Here is a 26,273-nt window from a genome sequence, read left to right as displayed (position 1 = left end):
ATACAGTGTTCATCTAAATAGCCCAATTGTACTCACAATAAAAAAAGCGTCCCCAGCCCCAAGAAAGCCACAAAGCCAACAATATCGGTTACTGTGGTAAGGATCACTGAACCTGATAATGCAGGGTCTATTTTTAGCTTGTCCAAAATTACGGGTACAAACACACCAGCTAATGCAGCAGCGACAATATTAAACAAAATCGCTAAACAAATGACCATACCGAGCATGGCATCTGTGAACCAGAAATAAGCCACAATACCAATCACCAAAGCCCAAATTACACCGTTTACGCCACCTACTTTCAGCTCTTTCACCATAAGTACTCTTAAGTTCGCGGGTGTCACCTGGCCAAGAGCAAGTCCTCGCACTATGAGTGTCAACGTCTGGCTTCCTGCTATACCTCCCATACTGGCGACCACCGGCATAAGTACCGCTAAGGCAACAACTTGTTGAAGTGTTCCTTCAAATAAGCCGATAAACCAAGAGGCTAGAAACGCTGTTAGCAGGTTAATACCCAGCCACAAGGCGCGATTTTTCGCACTTTTTGCAACAGGTGAGAACAAATCCTCGTCTTCATCCATACCCGCAGATGCCATAACTTGTCGTTCGTAAAACTCATTTACCAGTTCACTGGCAGAAGTAACATCAAGGCGACCTAACAATTTATTGTTTTCATCTACAACAGGCAGTGACGCTAGTCCAGAGCGCTGGACAAGTAAAGAGGCATTTGTGGTGTCATCGGTTCCCTGAATGGTCGTTACGCTCTCTTCAGATAAATCGAACAGTGAAACGTGATCTTGCGCTGTAAAGAGGTGACTAATTTTAACTAACGCGGAAAACTGCCCCGAGCGATTAACTAAGAAAATACTATCGCAGTGTTGAGGCACATCCCGTCTTAACAGACGCAACCCTTCACGTACTTTGGCGTTAGACGGAAGCACAAGCTGTTCGTGGTTCACCCAGTGGCCAATTTGATTGTCTGGAAATTGCGTAGCCTCTCGGAAGTACTTACGCTCTTTTGAATCAAGTGATTCATAGGCCATATCAACTAAGCGCTGGGGCAGTGAGTCGAGTAGCTCAAGCAAATCTTCAGCGTCTATGTCAGAAAAAATAGATGCCCATTCGTCATGAGGCGTGTTGTCGATGAGAATTTCACGGGGGTCGCTACGCATCTCAACCAAAACGTCGATTTTGCGGTCGCGAGAAATCCCTTCCCATACAGCCAAACGCTTTTCGACAGGAAGTGACTCAAGTAAAGATGCAATATAAACGTCGTCTTGACCACTTAGCGTAGCCAACAATGTAGCAGGGTCATCCCCCATACTGTCAGTGACAATCTCTTCAATTAAATCTGGTAATGGCTCAGCCATAAAACACCTCCTGTAAAAACGAAGACATCACCAATCGCGAGAAAATCTAGCCAAGCATATAGGTACCCGTGCCAAACGCGATGTGATCGCCCTTTTCATTATGCAACTCCATGCGGCAAACCACCAGCCTACTGCCTTTGCGAATAATACAAGCCGTGGCGATGAATTGTTCTCCGCGTCCCGGACGAAGATAATCGACACGCATATCTACTGTGCCCATTGTGGACAAGCGGCTTTGAAGGTTAACGAGTTCATCCTTGGGCGTCTGTTTGATTGTTTCAACAATGGAAACAAGACCGCCGATAGTATCGAGCATAGTAGCCGTCACACCACCATGAAGAATTTTTTGCATGGGGTTGCCTGTGAGTGACGGTTGCCAGTTTAGGTGCAAGGCAATTTCAGTTTCTAACCCAACACCTTGAGTAACAAACTCTAGACCCAACAATTGGTTGAAAGGCATGGTATCACGAAAGAGCGAAATCACATGCTCTATCATGACATTGTGCGTAATATTCTGCTGATTTTGAGGTGTTTTTTGCATGACTATATGTCTCCTTAATAAACAGTCTCAATGCGACGTTGCTTTGTTCCAGTCTTTGCCCTTTTAGTCGTCGCCGATTAATAACACTACTACTGAACACAATGTCAGAGGAAATTCTTACCAACAATAATTCGATATCAGCGATGCTTATCACTAGAGCTTGTTGACCTTTTGCACTCTAGTGAAAAATGAATTCGCTGGATTTTAGTCTAGTTTTTGCAATTGCCCCGTGAAGCATGAGGGAAAAACGCGTAAAATCCCGAGCCATGACAACTGCACTAGACATTTCCAATACACCTAATTCTGCTGAGGAGGCAAGTTCGCCGGAGCGCATCTTAAAGGATGTTTTCGGTTACGATACTTTCCGCGACGGGCAAGGTGACGTTATACACCACGTTTGTAATGGTGGAGATGCCCTCGTGCTATTGCCAACTGGTGGAGGGAAATCCTTGTGTTATCAAATTCCCGCCCTTGTTCGCTCGGGAACAGGTATTGTTGTCTCTCCCCTCATATCTTTAATGCAAGACCAAGTTGAACAACTTAAAGCGTTAGGCGTAAAAGCGGCCTATCTCAATTCAACATTGGAAGTCGAAGCGCAAGCCCAAATCAATAGCGCGCTACATGCAAACGAGCTCGATTTGTTGTATGTATCACCTGAAAGGCTGATGCAATACCACTTCCAACAATCACTCAGCAACGCCAACATTGCTTTGTTTGCCATAGACGAAGCGCACTGTGTTTCCCATTGGGGGCATGACTTCAGACAAGACTACCGTGCTCTGGGACAAATTAAGTCGCGTTTTCCACACATTCCGGTTATTGGGTTAACAGCCACGGCAGACACCGCTACTCAAGCAGATATTCTTACGCAACTAAACTTGAACGAACCGTTAGTTTATAAAGGCAGTTTCGACCGCCCTAACATTCGCTATCGCGTGATGAGTAAATACAAAGCCTTCGATCAAGTTGTCGCTTACGTAAAACAGCAAGAAGGCAGCGGTATTATTTACTGCAATAGCCGCGCTAAGGTAGACGATTTACATGCCAAATTATTCCGCCAAGGGTTTCGTTGTGCGGCTTATCATGCCGGTATGGATAGCGATGAAAGAGAACTGGTACAGCGACAGTTTCTCAGCGACAAGATAGACATTGTGGTTGCCACCGTCGCTTTTGGTATGGGAATTAACAAGTCCAATGTACGCTACGTTGTTCATCACGATGTACCACGCAGTGTTGAAAGTTATTATCAAGAAACCGGACGAGCTGGGCGAGACGGCCTGGCGTCTGAAGCACTATTGCTATTTGATGAAAAAGACGCGGCACGAGTGAAACAGTGGATTGAGCAAGGTGAAATTGCCGAGCGAAACAATATTGAGCTGCAAAAATTTGCGGCTATGGAAGCCTTTTCCGAAGCACAAACCTGTCGCAGGCAAGTTTTACTCAACTACTTTTCTCAGTTCAGCGACAGTGCCTGTGGCAACTGCGACATCTGCCTTGACCCGCCGAAGATGATAGATGGCTTAGTCATTGCGCAAAAGGTGTTGTCGTGCATATTGCGCTTGTCACAACAAGCCTCCAGCCAATATGTCATTGATGTATTGCGCGGCAAGCAACTAAGAAGGTTACAGGAAGCGGGGCACCATCAACTCTCGACCTATGGTATTGGTAAAGATAAGTCGGACAGTTATTGGCACAACATTATCAACCAACTGATCCACAAAGGTCTTATTCGAGTTGATATCACCGCACATGCAGCGCTGCGTTTAACCGAAGCAGCACGCCCTGTATTAAAAAGCGAAGTAGCGGTATTACTGGCAGTACCTCGCCTTGAATTCAAACCAGATAAAAAGAAATCACAATTGGCGCCTGCCAATTATGATCGCACGCTGTTTACACGACTCAAACATTTGCGCAAAGTACTTGCAGAGGAAAACGAGGTGCCGCCATACGTGGTGTTTAGCGATGCAACACTGGTTGATATGGCGTGTAAGTTACCCACAACACGTAACACCATGTTAGATGTTAGTGGTGTTGGCCAAACTAAGCTCGAACGCTATGGCGAAGCTTTTATGCAGCTGATTAGCGACTACATTAGTCGCGAAGGTTAGAGTGCTGAATTTCACGGCAAAGCTCAGCACCAGAAATTACGCGTAGGCGTACTCGCCACCTTTTGCCAGCGCAGCTTGATAAGCAGGTCGCGCATGCACACGCTCCACAAATTCTTGTATAGCTTTGAGATCTTTCGCCTTGCCACTGGCAACCAGTGATTCAAGGGGAAATATCATTTGCACATCAGCCCCTGTTGGTGCATCTCCGGCAAACCATGTATTACGGCTTAAATAGGATTCAACATATTGTAGGCTTTTCGCAAGATTCGGCCCGTAATACGCATTTAAAATACCATCGATGAGTTTGTTAGTAATAGGCTTAATAAAAAAGGGCTTAGAACCTTTTTGACGCGCTTTCTCTAATACCAAATTGGCAACCAATGGTGGCATTAGCGAGCCCTCGGCAAAGTGCATCCAAAACCAATACTGCTGCAGCGCCTCACCATCTTGGGGAGTAACAAATGTTTCATCAGCGTGATTTTTAACTAAATACTCAACGATGGCACCAGACTCTGCAATATTACCATGCGGCGTGGTCAACACAGGAGAGCGCCCCAATGGATGCACTTTAGTTAACGCATCTGGTGCTAAGTTGGTAGTTTTGTCTCTTTCGTAAAATTCAATATTGTATTCAACGCACAGTTCTTCTAGTAGCCATAGAACCCGCTGAGACCGAGAATTATTTAAATGATGTAGTGTTAGCATATCCATCCTTAAGACACTTTAATTAACGCTAAAGCTTTTGTGTTGTAATATATAAAGTTATATACAGACAGTGGCGTATGAAAGTTTACTTATTCATTCTCTCACCAGAAATTTATATAGTATTTTTTTGTTGTAAATTTTCGTAGTTATCTTTTTCGTAGCTATCAAGAGTTATCGGGGTAACTAGTGACAATACTACACCTTGTGTCTCTGCATTCGAGTTAGGAGCCAACGTGGCAATTACTAATATATTCGCTGATACATTGTCATCGCTTGGACATGCAGTTAAGCCCTCACCGCTAAAAGATATGCAACTGGCTTTTTTCAACCAAACCCTAGCTTCTGATATTGGATTGATGCCATCTATTGGTTCTAAGGACAAGCTTCTACCTTGGCTGCTTTCACCCACAACCCCTTTTACCAAGAAGGCTTTTGCACAAAAATATGGAGGCCACCAGTTTGGTCAGTGGAACCCCGAATTAGGCGATGGGCGTGGTGTTTTACTGTGCGAGGTCGCTGATGAAAAAGGCGCTGTAACAGACTTGCACTTAAAAGGCGCGGGACCAACCCCCTATTCCAGACATGCTGATGGGAGAGCCGTATTGCGTTCTACCCTTCGTGAGTATATCGGTAGTGAAGCGCTGCATCACCTTGGTATCCCATCAAGTCGCTCGCTCGCAATGTTCACCAGTAACGACACTGTGTATCGGGAACAGGCAGAAGACGGGGCTATGATGATACGCACAGCGCCGAGTCATATTCGCTTTGGACATATTGAGTATTTTCATTACACTCAACAAAAAGACAAACTAGACGCGCTGTTTGACTTTATTTTTACTCATCATTTCAGTGAATGCCTTACTGCCACTAATCCTCATGCAGCACTACTCAAAGCAATAGTACTACGCACAGCAAGGCTCGTATCATTGTGGCAAACCTATGGTTTTGTGCACGGCGTTATGAATACCGACAATATGTCTATACATGGGCTTACGTTTGATTATGGTCCGTATGCGTTTATGGACACTTATCAAGAAGATGCCGTATTCAATCACTCAGACTATAGTGGTCGATATGCCTTTAATCAGCAACCAGGTATCGCGTTGTGGAACCTCAATGCGTTGGCACATGGTTTTTCAACCTATTGCTCGGTAGAAGAAATCAAAGGCGCACTTACGTTATTTGAACCCACATTTATTGCCCATTATCAAGGTTTAATGGTTGAGCGAATGGGATTGCCCACCAATGATGAGGGTGTGGCGCTCATGCAAGAATTTATCTCTATCATCAATAGTGAACAACAAGACTATACACGTATTTTTAGACGCTTAGCGCTTGCCCAGCATGACCTGTTACCTACTAATTTGCGCGATGACTTTGTCGATCGCAGCCGCTTTGATCGCTGGTATCAGCGTTACCTCAAATGTGTTTCACCACAAGATATGCTGTCGCTCAACCCCTCGCTAGTACCCCGAACCCACGTATTAGAAGAGGCGATTGCAAACGCTAGACAAGGAAATTTAGACTTCGCCCAAGCACTGCTAGATGCAGTAAAAACGCCATTTAGTACATCTTGGGATGACCATGCGTTCTCTACTCCACCGACATCAACACACAAGGTTAGTTTGTCATGCAGCAGTTAACGCGACAGGACGTTCTTTCACATTTATCAGTACACAATGAAACACTGGAAATCCGCCTCCCCTTACCTTCTACACCACTGAAGACAAAACAATGGGTAGCGCAATTCGCTACTCTATTTTGTTTTCATTGTACCGAGGGAGATTGGGGCGCTGATCGCTATCAAGTAATGTTGTCTGCCTCAGAGGAAGAGCACGAACTGCGTTGTATTTTGTGCATTGAATGGTTGTGTGAAAGCATATGGCTGGAGCCTACGGGAGTACAACAAAATACTGAGACCCTAGCAAACTACCTTCATCGCTCGGGCAATGTTTAAGTTGTGAGATTTGGTTTACATTTTTCTTGCAGACACGGTTGTAGCCACATTAAATGCTAGCCACTTATTTAGCGTATATTTTATGTACTTGGCGATTGGTATGTTCTAGTATTAATGTAAAGAAAACACATATTTAACAGCTAAAGGTCACCATGCCCATGCCAACAAAGCGGCTTTACATGTTCGCATTGTTCCTGCTATTAAGCTGGATGTGTATGGGTGCAAATGCATCACAAAATCAAGCGCTTTATATTGATGAATCTTTCGAACACACTCTCATCAATGAACATGCATCGCAAATTTTTGCAAACCACTCAGCGACATACTTTGATGTAATAAAAGGCGTTCGCACCAGCACTCAGGCTCTTTTGTCCGACGAGGCGAGAACTTGGCTTTTCACCCCCGTTATTCACGACGGCTATAGTACTATTGGGCTGGTACTTAATATCGACAGGCTCAACATAGATGATTTGCAAATATACGTTTTAGACAGCAGTGATCGCATCATAAAATCGTATCGCTATCAGGCAGGTAAAGGCGACTACTCGCTAGACTATCTACTTCCTCATATCCGATTGTCCTTCACTTTACAGCCTTATCAAAATGCACGTGTACTTGTCGGCATTAAAGACACCGGCGTCATTCCCTTCCCCATTACGCTATGGGAAAGGGAAACCTTAAAGCAACATGACACACAAATGCTTTTATTACTCGGGGCGACATTCGGTATATTTTTTCTGCTCGCGGCCTATTTTCTACTGTCCTACGTTCACCAAAGAATGCCATCTCGATTTTGGCTCACCATGTCTTCGTGTGCCGCAATTGCTTTTCTATTTGCCACCCAAGGTGGACTCGCGTTTTGGCCCTCACTTACCAATACTGCTGAAATAACCTATTCCGCATGTATATGTATGCTTTTACTCACTATTACCAAAGTCACCCATTACATCTTCTCTCGAATTCCACTTTTTTGGCGAATTACTAACTACTGCATTCCTGTTACGGCAGTTGTTTTGGCTTTCACTCTCGATGCCCATACAAGCACGCTAAGTACACTTGTGGTGTTTACTTTGGTTGGTTTATACAACGTCTGTTTAGCACTTGTGTTTCACGAGAAGAACAACATTGTAATTAGCAGAGCTTATATTGTTGCTTGGCTAACATTCTTTCTTTTCTTCGCCATTATCACTCTTAACTTGTTTAGCGGCCTTGCCTATACCTTTGATATTGCACTAGGTATGATAATGCTAATCACCACGGGTTATTTGTGTCTCGGTTACTCATCAGTTACAAAAGACCATTCAATCAACCAGCTCGCTTTGTCAAAACAAGCTGAAACCATTAATAATTTAAACCACTTCTATGATCTCTTCAGGAACTCTGCAGAAGGTCACTATACGTCAACCTGGGATGGTGAGTTGATTTCAGTAAATCCCGCTATGTGTAAGGTCTTTGGCTACAGCAATGAACAAGAAATGCTTGCAGATGTAAGTAGCACAAAACAGTTTTATGTATCACCTGAAGACAGACATGTATTGCTAGGGGAGTTATCTCAGCAAGGTCATGTAACGGGTAAAGAAATAAGAGGCAAGCGAAAAGACGGTAGTGAATTTTGGTTTTCGCTATCTTGTCAAAGCAGAGAAAATAATGAAGGCAGTTTTCTGTATGGTTCTATCATTGATATCACTGAAAAGAAGCAATCTGATTTAAGCCTGCAATACCTTGCAACTCACTACTCATTAACAGGTGTATATAACAGAAGGCAGTTTGAGAACCAATTTAAGGCAAGAGTATCTGCACCAGCTGAACCTCCCGTATGTTTACTCTTTTTAGACCTCGATAGATTTAAAGTAGTCAACGATACCTGTGGTCATAAGGCTGGTGATGTAATGATAAAAGACATTGCTCGGCTTATAGATAATGCCATTAATAACAATGCATTACTGGCGAGACTAGGTGGCGACGAGTTCGGTATTATCTACACAGAAGCCACAGAAGATGAAGTGTATGCCAACGCAGAGAAAATTCTCAATGCAGTTCAAGCATATCGTTTTATGTGGGACAACCGCATATTCAATTTGGGCGTGAGTATTGGCATGGTGGTCTGTAATGACCTTGCCTTCAGTGCAGGGGAATATCTCAGTATGGCGGACGCAGCCTGCTACTTTGCAAAAGAGCAAGGTCGCAATCAAATTCATCGATACAACAAAGACGATGAAAGTATGCAGCGATATCAACGTGAACTCGACTGGGTATCCTCAATAAATCAAGCTTTAGAAGAAGGTCGTTTTGAATTGTTTTATCAATCGCTACGACCACTTAGTAAAGCCAATGATGGTCATTACTATGAAGTTCTCCTGCGACTGCGCGAAAGAGATGGTGTTTTGGTTGAACCTGCCAACTTTTTACCAACAGCCGAACGCTTTGAAATGAACGTAAACATAGATAAATGGGTAATAACCAATACCTTTAAATGGCTATCGGAACATCCAGAGCATTTGGCTGAACTGCAACGTTGTAGTATCAACCTGAATTGCCATTCCTTAGCAGACAGAGACTTCACCTCGTTCATTCTCAATGCATTTGAAGCCTACCGCATTCCTTACAGCAAGATCTGTTTCGAAGTTATTGAATCAGTTGCCATTATTAAAATGGAAGATACCCTTGCCTTTATGCAAACCTTCAATCAATTAGGATGTTCATTTTCTCTTGACGATTTTGGTAGCGGCTTTTCATCTTACCGTTACCTTAAAGACTTACCGGTAAGCCAAGTAAAAATAGACGGTTTGTTTATTAAAGATATGCTCAAGGATGGTGTCGATAGCGCCATGGTTGCGTCAATAAACGATGTAGCCAAAGCGATGGGGATGCAAACGGTAGGAGAGTTCGTAGAGAACGAGGCTACTATGGCACAACTTGGAAAAATGGGCATCGACTTTGCTCAAGGCTATGGCGTAGCCAAACCCCGTCCTCTGCATGACTTCACACCACTGTAAGTATTCAACAAATTTTTTTAGTTTATGGACTTGCCGCTATCACTATTCTCTAACATTCGCCAAAATTCAGCTTGCGTATAAAAAAGATTGATGTGGCAATTCCCCTAAATGCGCTGAAAAAGCGTATAATAAAGGAAATGAAAAGTTAGATCGTCTAAGGCATTAAGGCGGCAGCATAGTAGGCCTAGTTCAATTTGAATACAGATACCAAATAGGTCCATCAGTTAACGCATTTGATGTGTGCTGTATACGCAAATGCCATATCAATAAGCTGCATGGTGGTATTTGCGATTTGGTATCTTGCAAAACCAAAACTTAACCCCACTTAATGCCTACTGTCCAAAGTGTAGAAGTAACATGAGTAGCAAACAGCCCAAATACGAATATGTCAGTTCAGCAAAATTACCAACACGCCTTGGTGATTTCAAAATACACGGCTTCGTGGAAGCCAGTGGACAAGAACATGTCGCCTTGTCTTACGGTACCTGGAATGAAGATGATGTGGTGCCGATCCGTATCCACTCTGAATGTTTAACAGGCGATTCTCTTTTCAGTACACGCTGTGACTGTGGTTTTCAGTTAGAAAAGGCCATGCAAAATATCGTAGATAATGGGCATGGCGTTTTGTTGTATTTGCGCCAAGAAGGCCGTGGGATTGGGCTGCTGAATAAAATTCGCGCCTACAACCTTCAAGACAGTGGCATGGACACAGTTGAAGCAAATGAACACTTAGGCTTCGATGCCGACTTACGAAGCTACGACATTTGTAAGTTAATGCTAGATACCTTGAACGTTAAGCGTGTTGAATTAATGACGAACAATCCAAAGAAATTAGCCGCGCTAGAGGCGTTGGGTATTGATGTCGTTGCCAGAAAGCCCATTGATCATGGGATCACTAAAGACAACAAACACTATCTTAAAACCAAAACCGAAAAGCTTGGACACGCCTTCGATCCTCACGTTTTCAAGTAGTCCTACATTCATAAGTAACACTGCGCCCACCATCAAGTGGGCGTTTTATTAACTACCCATCAAGACTCTTCTATTTAGCCTTTTCATCACTTCAATAAGAACAACATACTCACAGTATTCAGGTTACGTTAATTAAAGGTTGGTTATAACGTATACAGACTTACCACATTGCGACCTCACATTGTCAGTGAATAAACAGCGCAATGTAAGGAGAATGTATGAAAAACATAACCTTATCTGTACTATTGGCTATATCAACAACTGGCGCATTGCCGGCGATTGCCCAAACTAGCGCGCTAAATACTGCCGACACTGTAGCGCTTGCAGTAAACGAGCAACAGTATTCCGATGCGGATCTCGATAGTATCTTAGCCCCTATTGCTCTTTACCCAGATACACTACTAACCCATATTCTCATCGCTGCCACCTACCCACTAGATGTCATAGCCGCTGATAGATGGCGTCAAAGTAACCAGCACTTGACACCTGAGCAGGTTGAAAATGTGTTGGAAAGCGTGAGCTGGGACCCAAGTGTCAAAGCACTTGCACCATTTACTGATTTACTCAACACCATGGCTGAAGATTTAGAGTGGTTACAGCAATTAGGTGATAACGTGTTGATAAGTCAAGAACGCGTGCTCGACAGAGTTCAAGTGCTGCGTCAACACGCCCACAATACCGGAAATTTGGTTACCAACGACTACATAGAAGTAGAAACGGAACGCGAACGCAATAGAGAGATTATCTATATTGAACCTCGCCAACGAGAAGTGGTGTATGTGCCCTACTATAACCCTCATGTTGTGTACGGTCATTGGTGGCATAGCAACACGCCTATCTATTGGAGTCACCGTGTAAGTTACCATCACCATCACAATGTCTATTGGTCACCCCGTATACGCCTATCGACATTCTTCTATTTTGGTGGTGTCCATTGGCATAACCGACATGTAGTGATCCACCGTGAGCCTGTGCGCCGCTATTATCATGGCAGCCCAAGAAAACGCGTTGTTAGCACAGGTTATCAGCGCTGGGAGCACCGCAGTGACCATCGTCGTGCACGGTATTCATCACAAGTGGTGCGAAGTGCACCAACGCGATTTGAATCAAAAGGCGTTGTGCGCAATCACAAGCAGTCATTTGCAGAAATGAAGCATAGTGCCAAGAATGCGTCGTTGCGCACGGACAAAGGCATTAATACAACGAAAAAGGTTCCGCCGAAAACTGTCACACCGCTTCGTGAGTACAAGGCAAATGCTATAAAAAATCATCAGCAACCAACAGTGAACAGAAAAGAGACCATTGAACACGCGTTAAAGCGTAACCAAAGCGTGGCGTCGACCAAACGCAAAACTAGCGAGCAAACTTTAAAGCGGCTAAAGCACGATAAAGTGATGACAAGTAAGCCTGTAACAACACCGTCTCTGCGCAGTGAGCATGCTTACAATAAACCCGATTTTAAGCAAAAATATAATAAGCCGAGTTCAATTAAAACTGATAGATCAGACGTTCGCACTAATAGGTCGGTAACGGAGCGTGCTAAAGCGGTACAACCTAGACCCCAAAATAAGGTCTACAAATCTGAAAAGCCAGTCAGATTGCCTTCACAATCGAGTAGTAAAAGTTACAGCAGACCAGAGGCTTCTTCTAAGGCATCGGTAAACATGGGAAGAGAGCACAACCCTGTGAAGTCACAACGCAGTGTTTCCCGAAACGAAAAGTCCATTTCACAAGCGCGTTTATCTAAAGAGTAGTCCTTTTTGGTCTCGGCGGTTGAACTGCGCCGCTGGGGCCCTTTTACCGCGCATTAATTCTGATATGTAGAGTGCAAATTCAACATCGCCTCTACAAAGCGCTTAGGCGACTCACTATCTAGATTAAAATACAACGAGGGTTCGATAAGTTCTAATTCCATGATAGCCCACTGGCCACGTTGTCGAACCAAGTCAACTCTGGCGTACAACGCATTTTGTGGCATCGCATTTAACGCCTTTTCCGCTATCGCCTGTTGCTCTGAATCTGCATTAACAGAAAACAAACTTCCACCGTGTTCTTCTTGCACCCTAAAGTCGCCTTTTTCTGGTACTTTTTTGATTGCATGGCTGTAGCGCCTAGAAAAATAAAAAAGTGAGTACTCACCCTCTTCAACAACACTATAAAGAAAAGGCTGAATCATAAATTTCCGCTGGTCGAAAACTTCACTTAATAGCGTTACTTGTTCTCTCCACGTATTGCGATGTAACTTAAATGTATCATCAGCATTCGCACTTAGTACCGGTTTAATCACAATAGTGTCGCAGTCAAAATGAAGAAAAGCCTCTTCAATATAGGCATCGCAAAAGTCATCATGCCAGCAGGTCTCAACAATAGGAACTTGCTTTTCCGAGAGGTCTTTTAAGTAATATTTTTCGATATTCCACTGCATTAATGCCAGCGAATTGAGAAGAACCGCCTTGGATTGCTCTATGCCTTTTAAACACTGCATAAATTCGTCAGCGTGTTGTTGATAGTCCCATGTACTTCTTACTATCACATAGTCAAAAGAATCCCAATCGACGGTTTGGCAATGCCATGACACCGTAGATACCTGCCAACCTAGCGTTTCGAAGTGCGGAATAAGCAATTCATCATAGACAAAGAAATCTTCTAGGTTATCTGTAGATAAAAAAGCAATGTGTGGCATGGCGGTTCCTTAAAGCCTTATGGTCGAAAAAATGTGATCTAAATACAGCTTTACTGCATTTAAAGGCGTCTATCTAATTAACGCTTGTAACTTACAGAGCAGCCCATGCGACTAAATTACTTATCGATGTGCCATCGTGAAACAGAATAAGGTTGATTGTTATGCAGTGGCTTCAAGTTTGATCTTCGTCAATTTTTGTCAAAATGCTATACCAAAGTTACATGGCACAACAGTGTAATTAGATTAAAATTTTACTGATTGGGCATTCCCTATATTTTTCACCTACACTTACTCGAAATGTCTCGACGGAGAATGATATGCAGTATCCTTGGCTACTTGAAGGCCATAAAATCTTTCGCGTTGTCATAATTGCACAACTTATTATTTCGGTAGTTATCGGTTTAATCACGGGCGAGTTACTTCCTGCGTTTATATTTGGAATCCCCATCGCGATTGTGCCACTACTACTAAGTTTTCAAGACCCTTTCTCGAGTCTAAGTCGACACGCTATGGCCATTGGTGTGCAATTGTTAACGGCGCTGCATATTCATCAATCTTTTGGTCTTATTGAAATGCACTTTGAGATTTTCGTCTTACTTGCATTTTTGTCGTATTTCCGCGACTGGACCGTTGTTGCAATAGGCACTGCTGTTGTTGCAGTGCACCATATCAGTTTCTTTTTCTTACAGTCTGGTGGGGCGGCATTGTTTATTTTCGAAGAAGGGCATGTGACCTTTTCTATTTTACTTATGCACGCAGCGTTTGCACTAGCAGAAGGCTTAGTGTTGATGTATATGGCCAAACATGCCCATGACGAAGGAGCTGGCGCTGCACAATTACGTCTAGCCATTGAAAATATGCAACGAGCAGATGGACACTTAGATTTAACGATACAAATCAATCAGGAACACGCGATACTCAAGCCCTTCGCAGTTTTGGTTTCTCAAGTGAAATCGTTGGTTGAAACGGCATCGTCTCTAACTGATGACGTTGTTAAAGGCCTTGGCCGAATGGAAAATGTGGCTAATAGTATGTTTAAAATTAGCCACGATACTGACCAAGAGGTTACAGCAGTTTCAGCTTCATCTGAAGAAATCGCCCAAACAATGCAAATTTCAACAGAGCAAGCCACGCTAGCAAGTGACAAAGCGAATGCAGCAACAGATGCCTCACAGCGCACTCGCGATGCGATAACAAATACGAGTCAAACTATTGATTCTCTGCGCAGCACCTTAAACGATGCGGCAAAAACAAATATTGCCTTAAACGAACAGTGTTCTCATATCTCTGATGCTATGCGTTCAATTACTGCCGTTGCTGATCAAACCAACTTGCTGGCATTAAATGCAGCAATCGAGTCAGCCCGTGCAGGTGAACACGGACGAGGCTTTGCAGTGGTTGCTGATGAAGTGCGTACTTTGGCTATTCGTTCAAAAGAAAGTGCCGACCAAATTACCAGCATTACCGAGCAGCTTGTTGCCCAAACAGCGAGCTCTGTAGAACAAATGCAAACCTGTATTGAACTGGTTGATGAAGCGGTGTTATCCAGCGAAAATACCACAGGTGCTATGAGCGAAATAATGCAACAAATTCGCGAGGCCAACGAAAGTATGACAGAAGTGGCATCATCAGCTATGGAGCAAGAAACCGCTTCTCATGCTATTGCGAAAAGTACAGCTCGCTTAAGTGAGTTCACATCAGAAGAGCTAGATACCGCTAAATCATTGGCATCAGAAGTTGAAACCTTATCGGGCATTTCTAAGCAAATGCGCCAAGCCATAGAGCGTTTCAAACTTTAACCCATGTCAAAAAGCGTCAGTTGGGTTTTATTGTTGCTGTGGGCGGTGGGTATTCTCACCGCCCTGCTTGTTTATGCACAGCGACAACTCACCGAATTTGATCCAGATGGACTACTATTGCATCAATCCACGTCACCAAACTTTGACCACCAGCTTACCAACATACTGAAACAACTCGACGTTCGTGCAGCCAGTATCGTGCACATAGGCAGTAATCAACACTGCTATTGCGAGTCGCTCACCACACCACATCAAACACAATTGGCCAATTACTTAGAAAGTGATGCATACACCTTACAAAATATAAATATCGAAGATGCAGCGCCGTTGCGCGCGTTGCTTTCGCAAGTTCCCGCACTCATTGTTGTCGATAAACACTACCAACTTCGTTACTTAGGGCCCTACGCCACGGGATACGGCTGCTTCACTGGTAAGAATTTAGTACAGCAAATTATTAGTTACACCCAAACTACCCCTTACCATGGCGCAGTGATCAACGCCGATGCTGTCGGCTGCTTTTGTTAAAGTTGTTTTGCCTCATTTTTTACAAAGGTCCCTCTGGAATTTGAGCAAAGTAGCACTTATGGCTGGCTCATACCTTTAATATGTGCCACCACGCTTCTGCCCAATGCGCTTAGTTCATAGCCGCCTTCTAGCATACTAACAATTCGGCCATCGCAGCATTCATCGGCAATACGTCGTAATTGCTGACTTATCCAGAAATAGTCATCTTCAACTAACCGTAAGTGTGCCATAGGATCTTCAGCGTGCGCATCAAAGCCTGCAGATATCAAAATCAGTTCAGGCTGGAAGTTTTTGAGTGCGGCAAACCAGTGCTGTACTTTTTCTCTAAATTCTGTCCCATTGGCACCGGCATCAAGTGGTACAGCAAGAATATTACTGGCTGATACGGGTGAACCACAGTGAGGGTAAAATGGATGTTGGAAGCTACTACACAACATAATGCGTTGATCACCGGCTACTATTTGCTCAGTACCGTTACCGTGATGTACATCAAAATCGATAATAGCCACACGCTTTAAATCATAAGTTTGCAGTGCGTAACGGGCAGCTAAAACGATATTGTTGAATATACAAAAACCCATAGCACTGTCATAAGTCGCGTGATGCCCTGGTGGCCGGGTGGCACAAAAGGCCTGCCTGTCATTACTCTCCATTACCCAGTCTACTGCATTACACCCTGCTCCCGCAGATTCAAGCGCAGCGGTAAGGCTGTGACGCATTAGTCCAGTGTCCTCATCTAACCACGCTATGGTTTGCGCATTACCTGAATAGAGGGTTTTCTCTTCTTCACTAAAGTTCGCTTGTGCTGCTCGTTCAAAAACGCTCTTTATATAATAGGGGTCGTGAGCGAGCTGAAGGTAAGCCTCAGCTATTGGCGTGGCATCAGCATGTTCGCAAATCATGTCTATACCCGATGATAATAGCTGGTCATCAATTGCGAAAAGCCTGTCTGGTGACTCAGGATGGTCCTTTCCAAGGTCGTGTTTTGTACCGTGTTTACCGCGAAAAATTCTTACTGTCATGTCAGTGACGCCACATCTAAGACCAGCTCGACGTCGCTCGGATCACCGGTAAATTTACGTTTAAACTGCATCTGTTCAAATATTGCTATCATGGGTTTGTTATCACCACGTACATACGCCATCATTTTTCCAATACGACGTTCTTTTGCGATATTCACAAGTTCGTTGAGTAAGCGGCTTGCCATTCCCTTTCCTTGCTGGTTTTCACGCGTAACAAATGCCGCCTCACACGAATTGTCTGAAGAGTTGTAGTAAAAACGCCCAACGGCGTGAATGGTGATACGCGACCCCTCTTGCCTTACAATACATAAGGCAGCATCGCTACTTTGGTCCACCGACACCAAGTTACATGATTTCTCTCGTGACATTTGCTTGGGGTCGTAGTTATAACGCAACCGCAATGTCTCTTTGGTATGAGAGTAAAAGAACTCTTGAAGTCGACGTTCATCAGCAGGGTTTAACGGCCGCATGTAATAAGTTTCCCCTTGGATAGTCAACTTTTTAAGCTGTATCGCACCAAGCTCCGGAATATCGGTGGGATATTTTTCCTGATAGTGCGGCACCCAGTAATGCTGGCGTACATCTTCTAACAAGGCGGCGCGAAACTTGGGGTGCGCAACCCTAATAAGTTCAAGCGCTCGCTCGCGAATACTCTTGCCTTTAAGCGAAGCAATACCGTATTCAGTGACTACATATTGCACGTTGCCTCGTGAGGTTACCACACCTGCACCTTCGCTGATCCTCGGGGTGATCCGCGAGACCGTTTCGCCTTTAGCGGTAGACGGAAGCGCGATAATTGCCTTCCCGCCTTTGCTAATAGATGCGCCAGTAACAAAATCGACCTGACCACCAATACCACTGTAAAAATCATAGCCTAATGAGTCGGCCACAACTTGGCCGGTCAAATCCACTTCCAAAGCACTGTTAATGGCCACCATATTGTCATTTTTTGCAATATTAGTGGGTTTGTTTACGTAGCTACTTGGGTAAAACTCAATGTGCGGATTGCAATCAATCAAGTCATATAGCTTACGGGTTCCAATAGCAAAACTAGTAACTACTTTACCTGGGTGGAAGGTTTTCTTTTTATTGGTTACTGCACCAGACTCTAATAGCTCAATAATACTGTCGGTGAGCATTTCACTGTGGATCCCCAAATCTTTGTGATGACACAAGTACTTGAGTGTTGCGCTAGGTATTTTACCAATACCAAATTGCAAAGTGGCGCCGTCGTCAACCAGCATAGACACATACTGACCAATCCGCTCTGCTACTGAGTCAATAGGTGGTGGTGGTACTTCCACCAACGGCTCATCCGCCTCAATACAAGCGGTAATCTCACTAATATGTATGTAAGAGTGCCCTGCTGTGCGCGGTACTTGCGGGTTAATTTGTGCAATGACTTTTTTGCTTTGACGAATAGCGGACATAGCAATATCAACAGCAGCGCCTAATGAACAATAGCCAAATTCATCTGGCGGGCTAACATTCACTAATGCAGCATCTAAGGAAAGCGTGCCATCGCTAAATAAACTGGAGATTTCCGATAAAAAGACAGGCGTATAGTCAGCACGACCTTCATCCACTGCTTTGCGCATGGCTTCGCCGCCAATAAAAAAACGTATTGGCTTTAAACAGGTTGCGGTACTCGTCTTTCACCCATCGAGTATCACCTAACGCCAACATATGTACGAGCTCAATGTCACTAAAGCCTTCACTGTTGTCGATAAGATGCTGTACGAGTGCGTGAGGAACGGAAGCATTGCCACCAACAAAAACACGGCAACCCGATTTAATTAATGCAGGCCAATTAGGCGCTTGGGGTAATTTAATAGCCATATCCTTCTGCCTTTACTATCGCGAGAGGTCTATCATGCCACAACTCGACATTATTCCTGCAGTACAATGCGCTGAAAAATATAGTCGTTTGGTCGTAGGTTGACCCAAATCAAGTGCATGCGTTGCCTGACTTGGCTCGCTTTCACCTTTACATAAAAAAGCCCGCAATATTAAGCGGGCCTTTTAATGAGAATGAACAATGTAAAACTTAGAACTGAAATTTTTCCAGCCAATTCCGAAAAAACGGCGAGATGACAGATTTGCTATTTGCTAAGCGATGACCATCATTTAACAACAAGAGTTGCGCTTTTTGCTGTTGTGCGTACTTCATGCTGTTTTCAATAGGAATAACGTCGTCATTCCAACCGTGAACAACACTAACATATCCATCATAAGGGTAATTTTGCACTTTATATTTTGGCATATAGAGCGCCGGAGCCATTAAAAAAACACCGCGAGCAGACACTTCGCTGGCAGCAGCAAGAGACACATAGCCTCCCATACTGGAACCCACCAAAATAACGTCATTGCTCTTTTGTGTAATGGTTTCCTTTAATCGTTCTAGCCGGTCTTCGGGGCAGTCAAGGTCGCGATAGTCTATACTTTCTACCGCAAACCCCATATCTTTCGCCACATTAGAAAGTGTGGTTATTTTGCTGCCCCAAGGGCCACTCTCTTTTCCATGAGAAAATACAACAGTGGTCATTACCCAACATTCCTATTTAATAAAATCAGCTGCTTTATATTCAATGTAGCGCAACCACTTATTGTTTGTCTTCTTTGTGGAACATTTTTTCTACTAATACATAGAACATAGGCACAAAGAAAATAGCTAAGAAAGTTGCTGCAAACATGCCACCCATCACAGCAATACCAATGGCATTTTGACTTGCAGCCCCTGCGCCACTTGCCAGTGCCAGCGGAGTAACACCCAGTATGAAGGCCATCGATGTCATAAGAATAGGACGGAAACGCTGCGATGCCGCATTCGATACTGCCACCATAATATCTTCACCATTCTCGTACTGCTCTTTAGCAAACTCGACAATAAGAATAGCGTTCTTGGCAGCAAGACCAACCGTTGTTAAGAATGCCACTTGCAGGTAAACATCGTTGGGCAAATTAAACAAATATGCTGCTGTCACTGACCCCAAAATACCCAGAGGTACTACAAGCATTACCGCAAATGGTACCGACCAGCTTTCATAAAGCGCTGCCAAACACAAGAAGACCACCAATATTGAAATAGCATACAACATAGGCGCTTGTGCACCGGCTTGTTGTTCTTCAAATGATAGGCCAGACCACTCAATAGCAAAGCCAGGTGGTAATTGTGCAACTAATTTCTGCATTTCAGCCATCGCCTCGCCTGAAGAAATCCCTTCTGCTGGGCTACCTTGAATATTGACTGACGACACACCGTTAAAACGTTCTAGTTTGGGAGAGCCATACACCCACTCTGTGGTGGCAAACGTACTAAACGCTACCATCTCGCCGTCGCTATTGCGCACAAACCATTTATCCACGTCTTCAGGTGTCATACGGTGTTTCGCATCAGCTTGCATATAAACACGCTTAATACGGCCTCTGTCGATAAAGTCATTCACATAGCTCGAGCCCCAGGCAATTTGAAGTGCACTATTAATTTCACTTAAATTCAATCCCAGTGCAGAAGCTTTTTCACTATCGATATTGATTTTAAATTGCGGTACATCACTTAAACCATTTGGACGAACGCCAGCCAACTTAGGGTTCTGTGCTGCCATCCCCAGTAATTGATTACGCGCATTCATCAAGGCTTCATGTCCGTTTCCACCGCGATCGACCAATTGCATATCAAAACCGGTGGCGTTACCCAACTCCATAATAGGTGGCGGAACAATAGGGAAAGCAGAAGCATCTTGTATTTGGGTGAAGGCGCCAAAAGCACGACCTACAAGAGCAAAGGCTGAGTTACTTTCATCTCGCACACTCCAATCGTTTAGGTTCAAAAAGCCCATACCTGCGTTTTGAGCTTGACCTGCGAAACTGAAACCAACAACAGTAAATAGCCCATTTACCGCGCCCTGCTCATTATTCAAGAAATAGTCTTCAACATCTTTCACAGATTCCAACGTACGCCCCGCAGTTGCGCCGGGTGGCGTACTAACCAGTACCATCAAGCGGCCTTGGTCTTCGTTTGGCAGAAATGACCCCGGCAACTGACTGAAAATAAATGCCATTCCACCAACAAGCAAACCGTACACGACAAAATAACGCTTAACCCGTTGTGCCATGTGTGTGGTTGTACGTTGATAGCTGTCACGGCCCTTATTGAAGGTGCGATTAAACCAACCAAAGAAGCCTTTGTTCTTGTCGTGATCTTCTGGGTGTTTCTTTAACAGCGTAGCGCACAGAGACGGCGACAACACAATGGCAACCAATACTGAAAAGGCCATGGCAGAAACAATAGTGATAGAAAACTGACGATAAATAGCGCCTGCAGAGCCGCTGAAAAAGGCCATTGGTATAAATACGGTAGACAATACAGCAGCAATACCCACCAGCGCACCGGTTATTTGGGTCATTGATTTTTTGGTTGCTTCTGCTGGCGACAAACCTTCTTCTTCCATGATCCGCTCAACGTTTTCCACTACCACAATGGCATCATCGACCAGCAGACCAATTGCCAAAACCATGGCAAACATTGTCAGTACATTGATGCTAAATCCAAATGCCAACAATACCGCAAATGTACCTAGCAGAACGACGGGAACAGCAATAGTAGGAATAAGCGTTGCACGCCAATTTTGTAAAAACAGCAGCATCACTAAGAACACCAGCACTACCGCTTCAATGAGAGTGTGTACAACTGACTCAATTGACAATTCGATGAACGGCGAACTGTCTAGTGGATACACCACTTTCACGCTATCCGGTAAGTTTGCGCGCAGTTCCTCAACACGGGCTTTTACTGCTTCAATGGTATCGAGCGCATTTGCACCAGAGGCTAAACTCACCGCCATACCTGATGCTGGGTTTCTGTCATAACGAACAATAACGTCGTAGCTTTCAGCACCCAGTTCAACTCGCGCTACATCACGCACGCGCACCTGAGAACCATCGGTGTTAACACGCAGTACAATGCTTTCGAAGTCTTCGGTAGTTTGCAGGCGGCTTTGCGCTTGAATGGTCGCGTTTATTTGCTGATTTTCAATAGCAGGCATGCCACCTAATTGACCGGCTGATACATCGGTGTTTTGCACTTGAACCGCAGCTTGAACATCGTTAGGTGTCAAGTTGTAGCTATATAGTTTGTCTGGGTCTAACCAAATACGCATAGAGCGCTGTGCGCCAAAAACGCGTACATTTCCCACACCGTTAACCCGAGAAATGGGGTCACGAAATTGAGAGATAAGCAAGTCACTCAAATCGTATTGAGTCATGGTATCGTCTTCTGAGTAAAAGCCGATGACCAACGCAAATGAGCTATTTGATTTAGTTACCGTAACACCTTGTTGCTGCACAGGATTGGGCAATAGCGGCAACGCGCCTTGCACCTTGTTTTGCGTTTGAACTTGTGCGATGTCAGGGTCGGTTCCCGGCTCGAAGGTCAAGTTTATTGACATATTGCCGTTTGAACTACTGGCCGAAAAATAGCGCAAGTTGTCAATACCCGACAAGTTTTGCTCTATAACCTGCGTCACCGAATTCTCAACCGTTTCCGCCGACGCACCAGGATAAGCCGCACTAATGCTCACTGAAGGCGGTGCTACTTTAGGGTATTGTTCTATAGGTAGTGTGGAGATGGCCAGTACACCAGCCATCATAGTAATAATTGCCAGCACCCATGCAAAGACGGGTCTGTCGATAAAAAAGCGAGCCATAATACTTAATTCCTTGCTTGCTTAGCGAGAGCCACGTGAAGAGGGTTGCCATGCTGATGCGTTTACTTTCGCCCCAGGTTTCACTTTTTGATAACCGGTAATAATGACTTTTTCACCTTCATTCACGCCACCGTGTACCACATAGCTATCGCGATAAATTTTGCCTATTTCTAACGTTCGACCTTCCACTTCGTTATTTCCATTCACTACGTAAACAGATAACGAGCCATCTGGCTGTCGCGTTGTTGCGCGCTGAGGCACCAACAAAGCGTTTTCTCTACCGGTGATAACATGCCCTTTTACAAAAAGCCCTGGCAAAAGCACACCATTGGGGTTAGGCATTTCCGCTCGTAACGTCACTGATCCCGTGCTCTCATCAACGGTAACTTCAGAAAACTTAACGCTGCCAGTTTGTGAATAGCGCTCACCCGTTACTTCGTCTACGGTAAGCTCAACGTCCATTGCACCTTGTTTACTCATCGACTGACGCAAGGTAAGAATTGAAGCTCCTGACTCTTGCATATCAATATACACAGGGTCTAATTGTGTAATGGTGGCGAGTTGTTGCGCTTGGTTTGTTGTAACCAGCGTACCTTCTGTGACATATGAACGACTAATACGTCCGCCAATAGGCGCATACACTTTGGTGTAACCCATATTCACTTTGGCCACATCCACCGCTGCTTTTGCCACGCTTATTGCCGCTTCGGCTTGCTCTTTTTGCGCAATAACGTCATCGTACTCTTGCTTGCTAACAGCATTTTTTGCCACTAAGTCATCATATCGACGGGCTTTGGCTTCAAGGGTTTTTAAATTCGCTTCTGCACTTTTCAAATCAGCTTTTGCACTGTTAAGTTGTGCAAGATAGCGTGCCTCATCAATTTGATAGAGTTGCTGACCTTTCTCAACTCGCGCGCCTTCCTCAAACAAACGCTCGGTAATAACACCATCGACCTGCGGGCGAACCTGAGATTGACGCGATGGACTTACGCGGCCAGGTAACACCATTTCATGTACTACAGGTTGCTTTTTCAATGTCACAACTGACACTGAAGGCATTGGCATACCTTGTGATTGCCCTTGAGTTTGCTCAGCCTCGTTAGAACATCCGACTACGCTTAACAGCGTTATCATTGCTGCAGTAACATAAAAAATGCGACTCATAAATTTTCCGTTTCCCAATAACTAATGTGTATAGACGCGGTTAGTAACCCGCACACCCAACATGTGATATTAAAATTAAGTTTGTGCTTCCTTTGCGCCGATGTGCTCTTTGTTTGAACGTAAGCCGTGGCGATATGAATAACAGGAAGTGATATGGCATAGTTAGGTGTTCGTTTTAAAACGAGGCTACGCTCTTATAGACTATATTGTGCGCATTAAATCGCTATTTTGAAAGTAAAGGTAGTCGAAGTTACTGAAGTTATCGGTCAACTGCCTCTTTATACCAGTCCGCACAGATAAAACGATGAAATATGGGCCATTTTGTTCTATGAAAACGAATAATAGCCCAGCAAAAGATGATAGGCGTTAATAACAGCTTGCGCCTCTTCTTGGCTTCCACCTTTGTCAGGGTGGGCGCGCTGTAAGGTTTTCTTATAGCGCTTTTTAAGCACGCTTAATGAAATGTCATCACTTTTTGTCATATTAAGTGTGGCATGGGCATTATCCACTTCAACCTGTGAAAATGTCTGAGCGCCGCCTTGTTGCATTTTGTGCCAAAATTCATCAAGCAGCGCATCGACTTCGCCCCGCTGGGTTTCTTCAAAGTTACGCCAGTCAAGGTAGTAAGCCGCTAAAGCATCATGCTCTCCAACATCGCGGGCACCTGTAGGTTTTGAGCCTAGGCTTGAAGTACAAGGCCCTGTAGGCTCTTGAAGCTGAATATTTAGTGCGTGAATATCGAGATAGCCCGTATTGTCTGCTTGCCATTTTTCGCGCAATCGATAGAGCGCATGAAATAACACAAAGTGAGTTTTAAAAAGTAGCAATGGGTCACGCAGCGACTGTTCATCAAATAGACTTTGTGGCGACTGCTTTAAACGAGTAATAAGAGAAAACTCACTAATCCCTGCTTTAAACTCAGTTTTAAATGTTGAAAGTACATCTATCAATAGCTCAGCTTTGAGCTCGTATTTTTTTGACGCCAATGATGTAGTTTCCAATATTTGTCCTTAGCCCTCTCTGTTGAACAATACCTAAAAAGAGTTTTTAGCCCAACAATTAAACCAAAATGCCACCTTCACTGTTAATATAACAACTTATATTAAATCAACAAACGTGGAGTTCCCGTGAAAGTACTTATTGCCTTAGCGAGTATTGTAGGTTTTTTAATGGTTCTATTGCCCGGCCCTTTGTATCAATTTGCCGGCGTTAGCTTAGGCACGGCATTTACTTCATTGCGATTTGGTGTTTACGTTGGTGGTGCGGCGTTTATTCTTATTGTTTTGAACGTACTACTGAACAGAAAGAACATCCAATGGAGTAGCACACTTGTATACGCTGCTTTAGCCCTTGTAGCAGTGGCAATGCCAGTAAGCATGATGAGCAAAGCAAGTACAGTTCCTCCTATTCACGACATTACCACGGATGTTACCAATCCTCCGGCCTTTGTTGCGGTAGCACCACTTCGAGAGGGTGCACCTAACCCCATTACCTATGAAGGTGGCGAAGTAACCAAGCAACAACTTGAGGCATACCCCGAAATCAAAACACAGTTATTACCACAAAACCTTGAAGCTGTATTATCAGCAGCGGAAAACACCATTGTGGCTTTAGGTTGGGAACGTGCGCAAGGCGCCTTGCCGAATACCCTAGAAGCCACAGACACAACATTGTGGTTTGGTTTTAAAGACGATGTGGTTATTCGCTTAACCCCCAAGAATAACAATACTTTAGTGGATGTAAGAAGTAAGTCTCGTGTGGGTAAAAGTGATTTAGGAAAAAATGCACAGCGCATCAACGCATTTTTTGATGAGCTACGCAAGCAGCTAAGCAACTAATCAACTAGCGTCGCCGCTTAAGTCGGTTCATTAAGAAAAGAAGTGCCCGCTCTTTGCACTATTTATACTATGAAAGCTATGCAAATCGCGGGCACTTTTGAGTGGTTTACTTTACGCTATAAGCTTGCCAACTGAATACTAACCATACCCAAAACTACCGCATTTATGCGGTTAAACCAGCGCCAGAAATTAGGTCGTTGCATATGGTGTGAAAACTTTGCCGTTAGTGTGCTTAGACCGATAAACCAGACGCATGACGCAGCAATAGCGCCACCCACAAACCACCATTTATTTTCTTGCCACTGGCTTGCCAAGTTTCCCATTAAAAGCAATGTATCTAAATAAAAGTGCGGGTTTAACCATGTAACAGCCAACGCAATTAGCATTGCTTTTTTTAACGACAACTGCTTTTTAGCCATCTCTAAAACCAATGCATCATTTGCCATTGAAGATTTTATTTTGTTAAACGCTATCCAAAGTAAAAATGCTACACCAGCCCACTTTGTTATTGTAATTAACATTGGAAATTCTTGTAGCAATAGTCCAAAACCCATAGCCCCTAAGCTTATGGAAATGGTATCGCTCAAAATAAACAAAATAACGAACAATGCAGTCCATTGTCGCTTCATAGATTGCTCAATAAGAAAGCTGTTTTGCGCACCTACTGCAATAATCAGTGTACCACCCATTACAAAACCGCTTGTTGCTGCCGCCAACATGACCAATGCCTCTTTAAAATATGTGAAATGCGTCGTCGAGGTTTAACTCTATATTCTTTATAGACCTAAACTTTGGCTTGATTTTATACAGCTCATCAAGCTAAATTAAATTAATGATTTTTTTATTTAATAAATAAAATTAATAACAAGACGTATTTCGAGTACTCGA

19 protein-coding genes and 1 pseudogene are annotated in these 26,273 nt (G+C 44.0%); 9 read left to right on the top strand and 11 right to left on the bottom strand.

The window, feature by feature from the left end:
* Positions 1 to 32 precede the first annotated feature (32 nt).
* Both mgtE and EYR97_RS10525 read right to left on the bottom strand, forming a co-directional pair.
* Entirely contained in the window at positions 33 to 1,370 is a 1,338-nt protein-coding gene (gene mgtE / locus EYR97_RS10530; protein WP_131093781.1) for a magnesium transporter, read from the bottom strand.
* Positions 1,371 to 1,416: 46 nt separating this feature from the next.
* On the bottom strand, positions 1,417 to 1,911 hold the full coding sequence (locus tag EYR97_RS10525; RefSeq protein WP_131093780.1) for a thioesterase family protein: 495 nt from the start codon (positions 1,909 to 1,911) through the stop codon (positions 1,417 to 1,419).
* A gap of 266 nt (positions 1,912 to 2,177) precedes the next feature.
* Here EYR97_RS10525 and recQ point away from each other — a divergent pair, with 266 nt between their 5' ends.
* Positions 2,178 to 4,019 (top strand): DNA helicase RecQ, encoded by a 1,842-nt coding sequence (gene recQ / locus EYR97_RS10520; RefSeq protein WP_131093779.1) that lies wholly within the window; start codon positions 2,178 to 2,180, stop codon positions 4,017 to 4,019.
* A gap of 36 nt (positions 4,020 to 4,055) precedes the next feature.
* On the opposite strand, the gene EYR97_RS10515 is transcribed toward recQ, so the two are convergent.
* Positions 4,056 to 4,724 carry a glutathione S-transferase gene (locus tag EYR97_RS10515; RefSeq protein ID WP_131093778.1) on the bottom strand — a complete coding sequence of 223 codons (669 nt, stop codon included), beginning with the start codon at positions 4,722 to 4,724 and terminating at the stop codon, positions 4,056 to 4,058.
* A gap of 233 nt (positions 4,725 to 4,957) precedes the next feature.
* Here EYR97_RS10515 and EYR97_RS10510 point away from each other — a divergent pair, with 233 nt between their 5' ends.
* The 5 genes from EYR97_RS10510 to EYR97_RS10490 all read left to right on the top strand — a co-directional run bounded on the left by EYR97_RS10510 (position 4,958) and on the right by EYR97_RS10490 (position 12,403).
* Positions 4,958 to 6,367 carry a YdiU family protein gene (locus EYR97_RS10510; RefSeq protein WP_131093777.1) on the top strand — a complete coding sequence of 470 codons (1,410 nt, stop codon included), beginning with the start codon at positions 4,958 to 4,960 and terminating at the stop codon, positions 6,365 to 6,367.
* The gene (locus tag EYR97_RS10505; protein WP_131093776.1) at positions 6,355 to 6,681 is read left to right on the top strand and encodes a hypothetical protein; all 327 of its coding nucleotides are present in this window, start codon (positions 6,355 to 6,357) and stop codon (positions 6,679 to 6,681) included. Before EYR97_RS10510 ends, EYR97_RS10505 begins: the two co-directional genes overlap by 13 nt.
* A gap of 179 nt (positions 6,682 to 6,860) precedes the next feature.
* Positions 6,861 to 9,677 (top strand): EAL domain-containing protein, encoded by a 2,817-nt coding sequence (locus EYR97_RS10500; protein WP_242634976.1) that lies wholly within the window; start codon positions 6,861 to 6,863, stop codon positions 9,675 to 9,677.
* Between the two features lie 357 nt (positions 9,678 to 10,034).
* A complete protein-coding gene (gene ribA, locus EYR97_RS10495) occupies positions 10,035 to 10,649 on the top strand; it encodes a GTP cyclohydrolase II (RefSeq protein ID WP_131093774.1) in 615 nt (204 codons plus the stop codon).
* Positions 10,650 to 10,867: 218 nt separating this feature from the next.
* A complete protein-coding gene (locus EYR97_RS10490; RefSeq protein WP_131093773.1) occupies positions 10,868 to 12,403 on the top strand; it encodes a DUF3300 domain-containing protein in 1,536 nt (511 codons plus the stop codon).
* Between the two features lie 53 nt (positions 12,404 to 12,456).
* Here the strand turns inward: EYR97_RS10490 and EYR97_RS10485 are convergent, their stop codons facing one another.
* The gene (locus EYR97_RS10485; RefSeq protein WP_131093772.1) at positions 12,457 to 13,332 is read right to left on the bottom strand and encodes a RimK family alpha-L-glutamate ligase; all 876 of its coding nucleotides are present in this window, start codon (positions 13,330 to 13,332) and stop codon (positions 12,457 to 12,459) included.
* A 317-nt stretch (positions 13,333 to 13,649) separates the two neighbouring features.
* Here EYR97_RS10485 and EYR97_RS10480 point away from each other — a divergent pair, with 317 nt between their 5' ends.
* Together EYR97_RS10480 and EYR97_RS10475 are read left to right on the top strand one after the other, a co-directional pair.
* Positions 13,650 to 15,131, top strand: a complete 1,482-nt coding sequence (locus EYR97_RS10480) for a methyl-accepting chemotaxis protein (protein WP_131093771.1) — start codon at positions 13,650 to 13,652, stop codon at positions 15,129 to 15,131.
* A gap of 3 nt (positions 15,132 to 15,134) precedes the next feature.
* Positions 15,135 to 15,656 (top strand): DUF6436 domain-containing protein, encoded by a 522-nt coding sequence (locus EYR97_RS10475; RefSeq protein WP_131093770.1) that lies wholly within the window; start codon positions 15,135 to 15,137, stop codon positions 15,654 to 15,656.
* Between the two features lie 56 nt (positions 15,657 to 15,712).
* Here EYR97_RS10475 and EYR97_RS10470 read toward each other — a convergent pair whose 3' ends face one another.
* From EYR97_RS10470 to EYR97_RS10445, 6 genes and pseudogenes are all read right to left on the bottom strand, one after another.
* Positions 15,713 to 16,678 (bottom strand): histone deacetylase family protein, encoded by a 966-nt coding sequence (locus EYR97_RS10470; protein ID WP_131093769.1) that lies wholly within the window; start codon positions 16,676 to 16,678, stop codon positions 15,713 to 15,715.
* Positions 16,675 to 18,517, bottom strand: a pseudogene (locus EYR97_RS10465) (GNAT family N-acetyltransferase). The gene EYR97_RS10470 and the pseudogene EYR97_RS10465 overlap by 4 nt, the downstream one beginning before the upstream one ends.
* 208 nt (positions 18,518 to 18,725) lie before the next feature.
* A complete protein-coding gene (locus tag EYR97_RS10460) occupies positions 18,726 to 19,223 on the bottom strand; it encodes a YqiA/YcfP family alpha/beta fold hydrolase (protein WP_131093768.1) in 498 nt (165 codons plus the stop codon).
* A gap of 58 nt (positions 19,224 to 19,281) precedes the next feature.
* The gene (locus tag EYR97_RS10455) at positions 19,282 to 22,383 is read right to left on the bottom strand and encodes an efflux RND transporter permease subunit (RefSeq protein WP_131093767.1); all 3,102 of its coding nucleotides are present in this window, start codon (positions 22,381 to 22,383) and stop codon (positions 19,282 to 19,284) included.
* Positions 22,384 to 22,404: 21 nt separating this feature from the next.
* Complete coding sequence (locus tag EYR97_RS10450) at positions 22,405 to 23,547, bottom strand: efflux RND transporter periplasmic adaptor subunit (protein WP_131093766.1); 1,143 nt, start codon at positions 23,545 to 23,547, stop codon at positions 22,405 to 22,407.
* A gap of 326 nt (positions 23,548 to 23,873) precedes the next feature.
* Positions 23,874 to 24,548 (bottom strand): DNA-J related domain-containing protein, encoded by a 675-nt coding sequence (locus tag EYR97_RS10445; protein WP_131093765.1) that lies wholly within the window; start codon positions 24,546 to 24,548, stop codon positions 23,874 to 23,876.
* A gap of 126 nt (positions 24,549 to 24,674) precedes the next feature.
* Here EYR97_RS10445 and EYR97_RS10440 point away from each other — a divergent pair, with 126 nt between their 5' ends.
* Positions 24,675 to 25,385 carry a DUF1499 domain-containing protein gene (locus EYR97_RS10440; RefSeq protein ID WP_131093764.1) on the top strand — a complete coding sequence of 237 codons (711 nt, stop codon included), beginning with the start codon at positions 24,675 to 24,677 and terminating at the stop codon, positions 25,383 to 25,385.
* 116 nt (positions 25,386 to 25,501) lie between these two features.
* Here EYR97_RS10440 and EYR97_RS10435 read toward each other — a convergent pair whose 3' ends face one another.
* Positions 25,502 to 26,104 (bottom strand): LysE/ArgO family amino acid transporter, encoded by a 603-nt coding sequence (locus EYR97_RS10435; RefSeq protein WP_131093763.1) that lies wholly within the window; start codon positions 26,102 to 26,104, stop codon positions 25,502 to 25,504.
* Positions 26,105 to 26,273: the final 169 nt, after the last annotated feature.

It is taken from the genome of Alteromonas sp. KUL42, from assembly GCF_006538325.1.
GTDB lineage: Bacteria > Pseudomonadota > Gammaproteobacteria > Enterobacterales > Alteromonadaceae > Alteromonas.
Note: the sequence above shows the minus strand (reverse complement) of the source record. Positions and strands in the feature narration are given on the sequence as shown.

Bases quoted from the DNA above. Each gene is read 5' to 3' on its own strand.
- mgtE (WP_131093781.1), bottom strand. From the start codon at position 1,370: ATGGCTGAGCCATTACCAGATTTAATTGAAGAGATTGTCACTGACAGT.
- EYR97_RS10525 (WP_131093780.1), bottom strand. From the start codon at position 1,911: ATGCAAAAAACACCTCAAAATCAGCAGAATATTACGCACAATGTCATG.
- recQ (WP_131093779.1), top strand. From the start codon at position 2,178: ATGACAACTGCACTAGACATTTCCAATACACCTAATTCTGCTGAGGAG.
- EYR97_RS10515 (WP_131093778.1), bottom strand. From the start codon at position 4,724: ATGCTAACACTACATCATTTAAATAATTCTCGGTCTCAGCGGGTTCTA.
- EYR97_RS10505 (WP_131093776.1), top strand. From the start codon at position 6,355: ATGCAGCAGTTAACGCGACAGGACGTTCTTTCACATTTATCAGTACAC.
- EYR97_RS10500 (WP_242634976.1), top strand. From the start codon at position 6,861: ATGTTCGCATTGTTCCTGCTATTAAGCTGGATGTGTATGGGTGCAAAT.
- ribA (WP_131093774.1), top strand. From the start codon at position 10,035: ATGAGTAGCAAACAGCCCAAATACGAATATGTCAGTTCAGCAAAATTA.
- EYR97_RS10490 (WP_131093773.1), top strand. From the start codon at position 10,868: ATGAAAAACATAACCTTATCTGTACTATTGGCTATATCAACAACTGGC.
- EYR97_RS10485 (WP_131093772.1), bottom strand. From the start codon at position 13,332: ATGCCACACATTGCTTTTTTATCTACAGATAACCTAGAAGATTTCTTT.
- EYR97_RS10480 (WP_131093771.1), top strand. From the start codon at position 13,650: ATGCAGTATCCTTGGCTACTTGAAGGCCATAAAATCTTTCGCGTTGTC.
- EYR97_RS10475 (WP_131093770.1), top strand. From the start codon at position 15,135: ATGTCAAAAAGCGTCAGTTGGGTTTTATTGTTGCTGTGGGCGGTGGGT.
- EYR97_RS10470 (WP_131093769.1), bottom strand. From the start codon at position 16,678: ATGACAGTAAGAATTTTTCGCGGTAAACACGGTACAAAACACGACCTT.
- EYR97_RS10460 (WP_131093768.1), bottom strand. From the start codon at position 19,223: ATGACCACTGTTGTATTTTCTCATGGAAAAGAGAGTGGCCCTTGGGGC.
- EYR97_RS10455 (WP_131093767.1), bottom strand. From the start codon at position 22,383: ATGGCTCGCTTTTTTATCGACAGACCCGTCTTTGCATGGGTGCTGGCA.
- EYR97_RS10450 (WP_131093766.1), bottom strand. From the start codon at position 23,547: ATGAGTCGCATTTTTTATGTTACTGCAGCAATGATAACGCTGTTAAGC.
- EYR97_RS10435 (WP_131093763.1), bottom strand. From the start codon at position 26,104: ATGTTGGCGGCAGCAACAAGCGGTTTTGTAATGGGTGGTACACTGATT.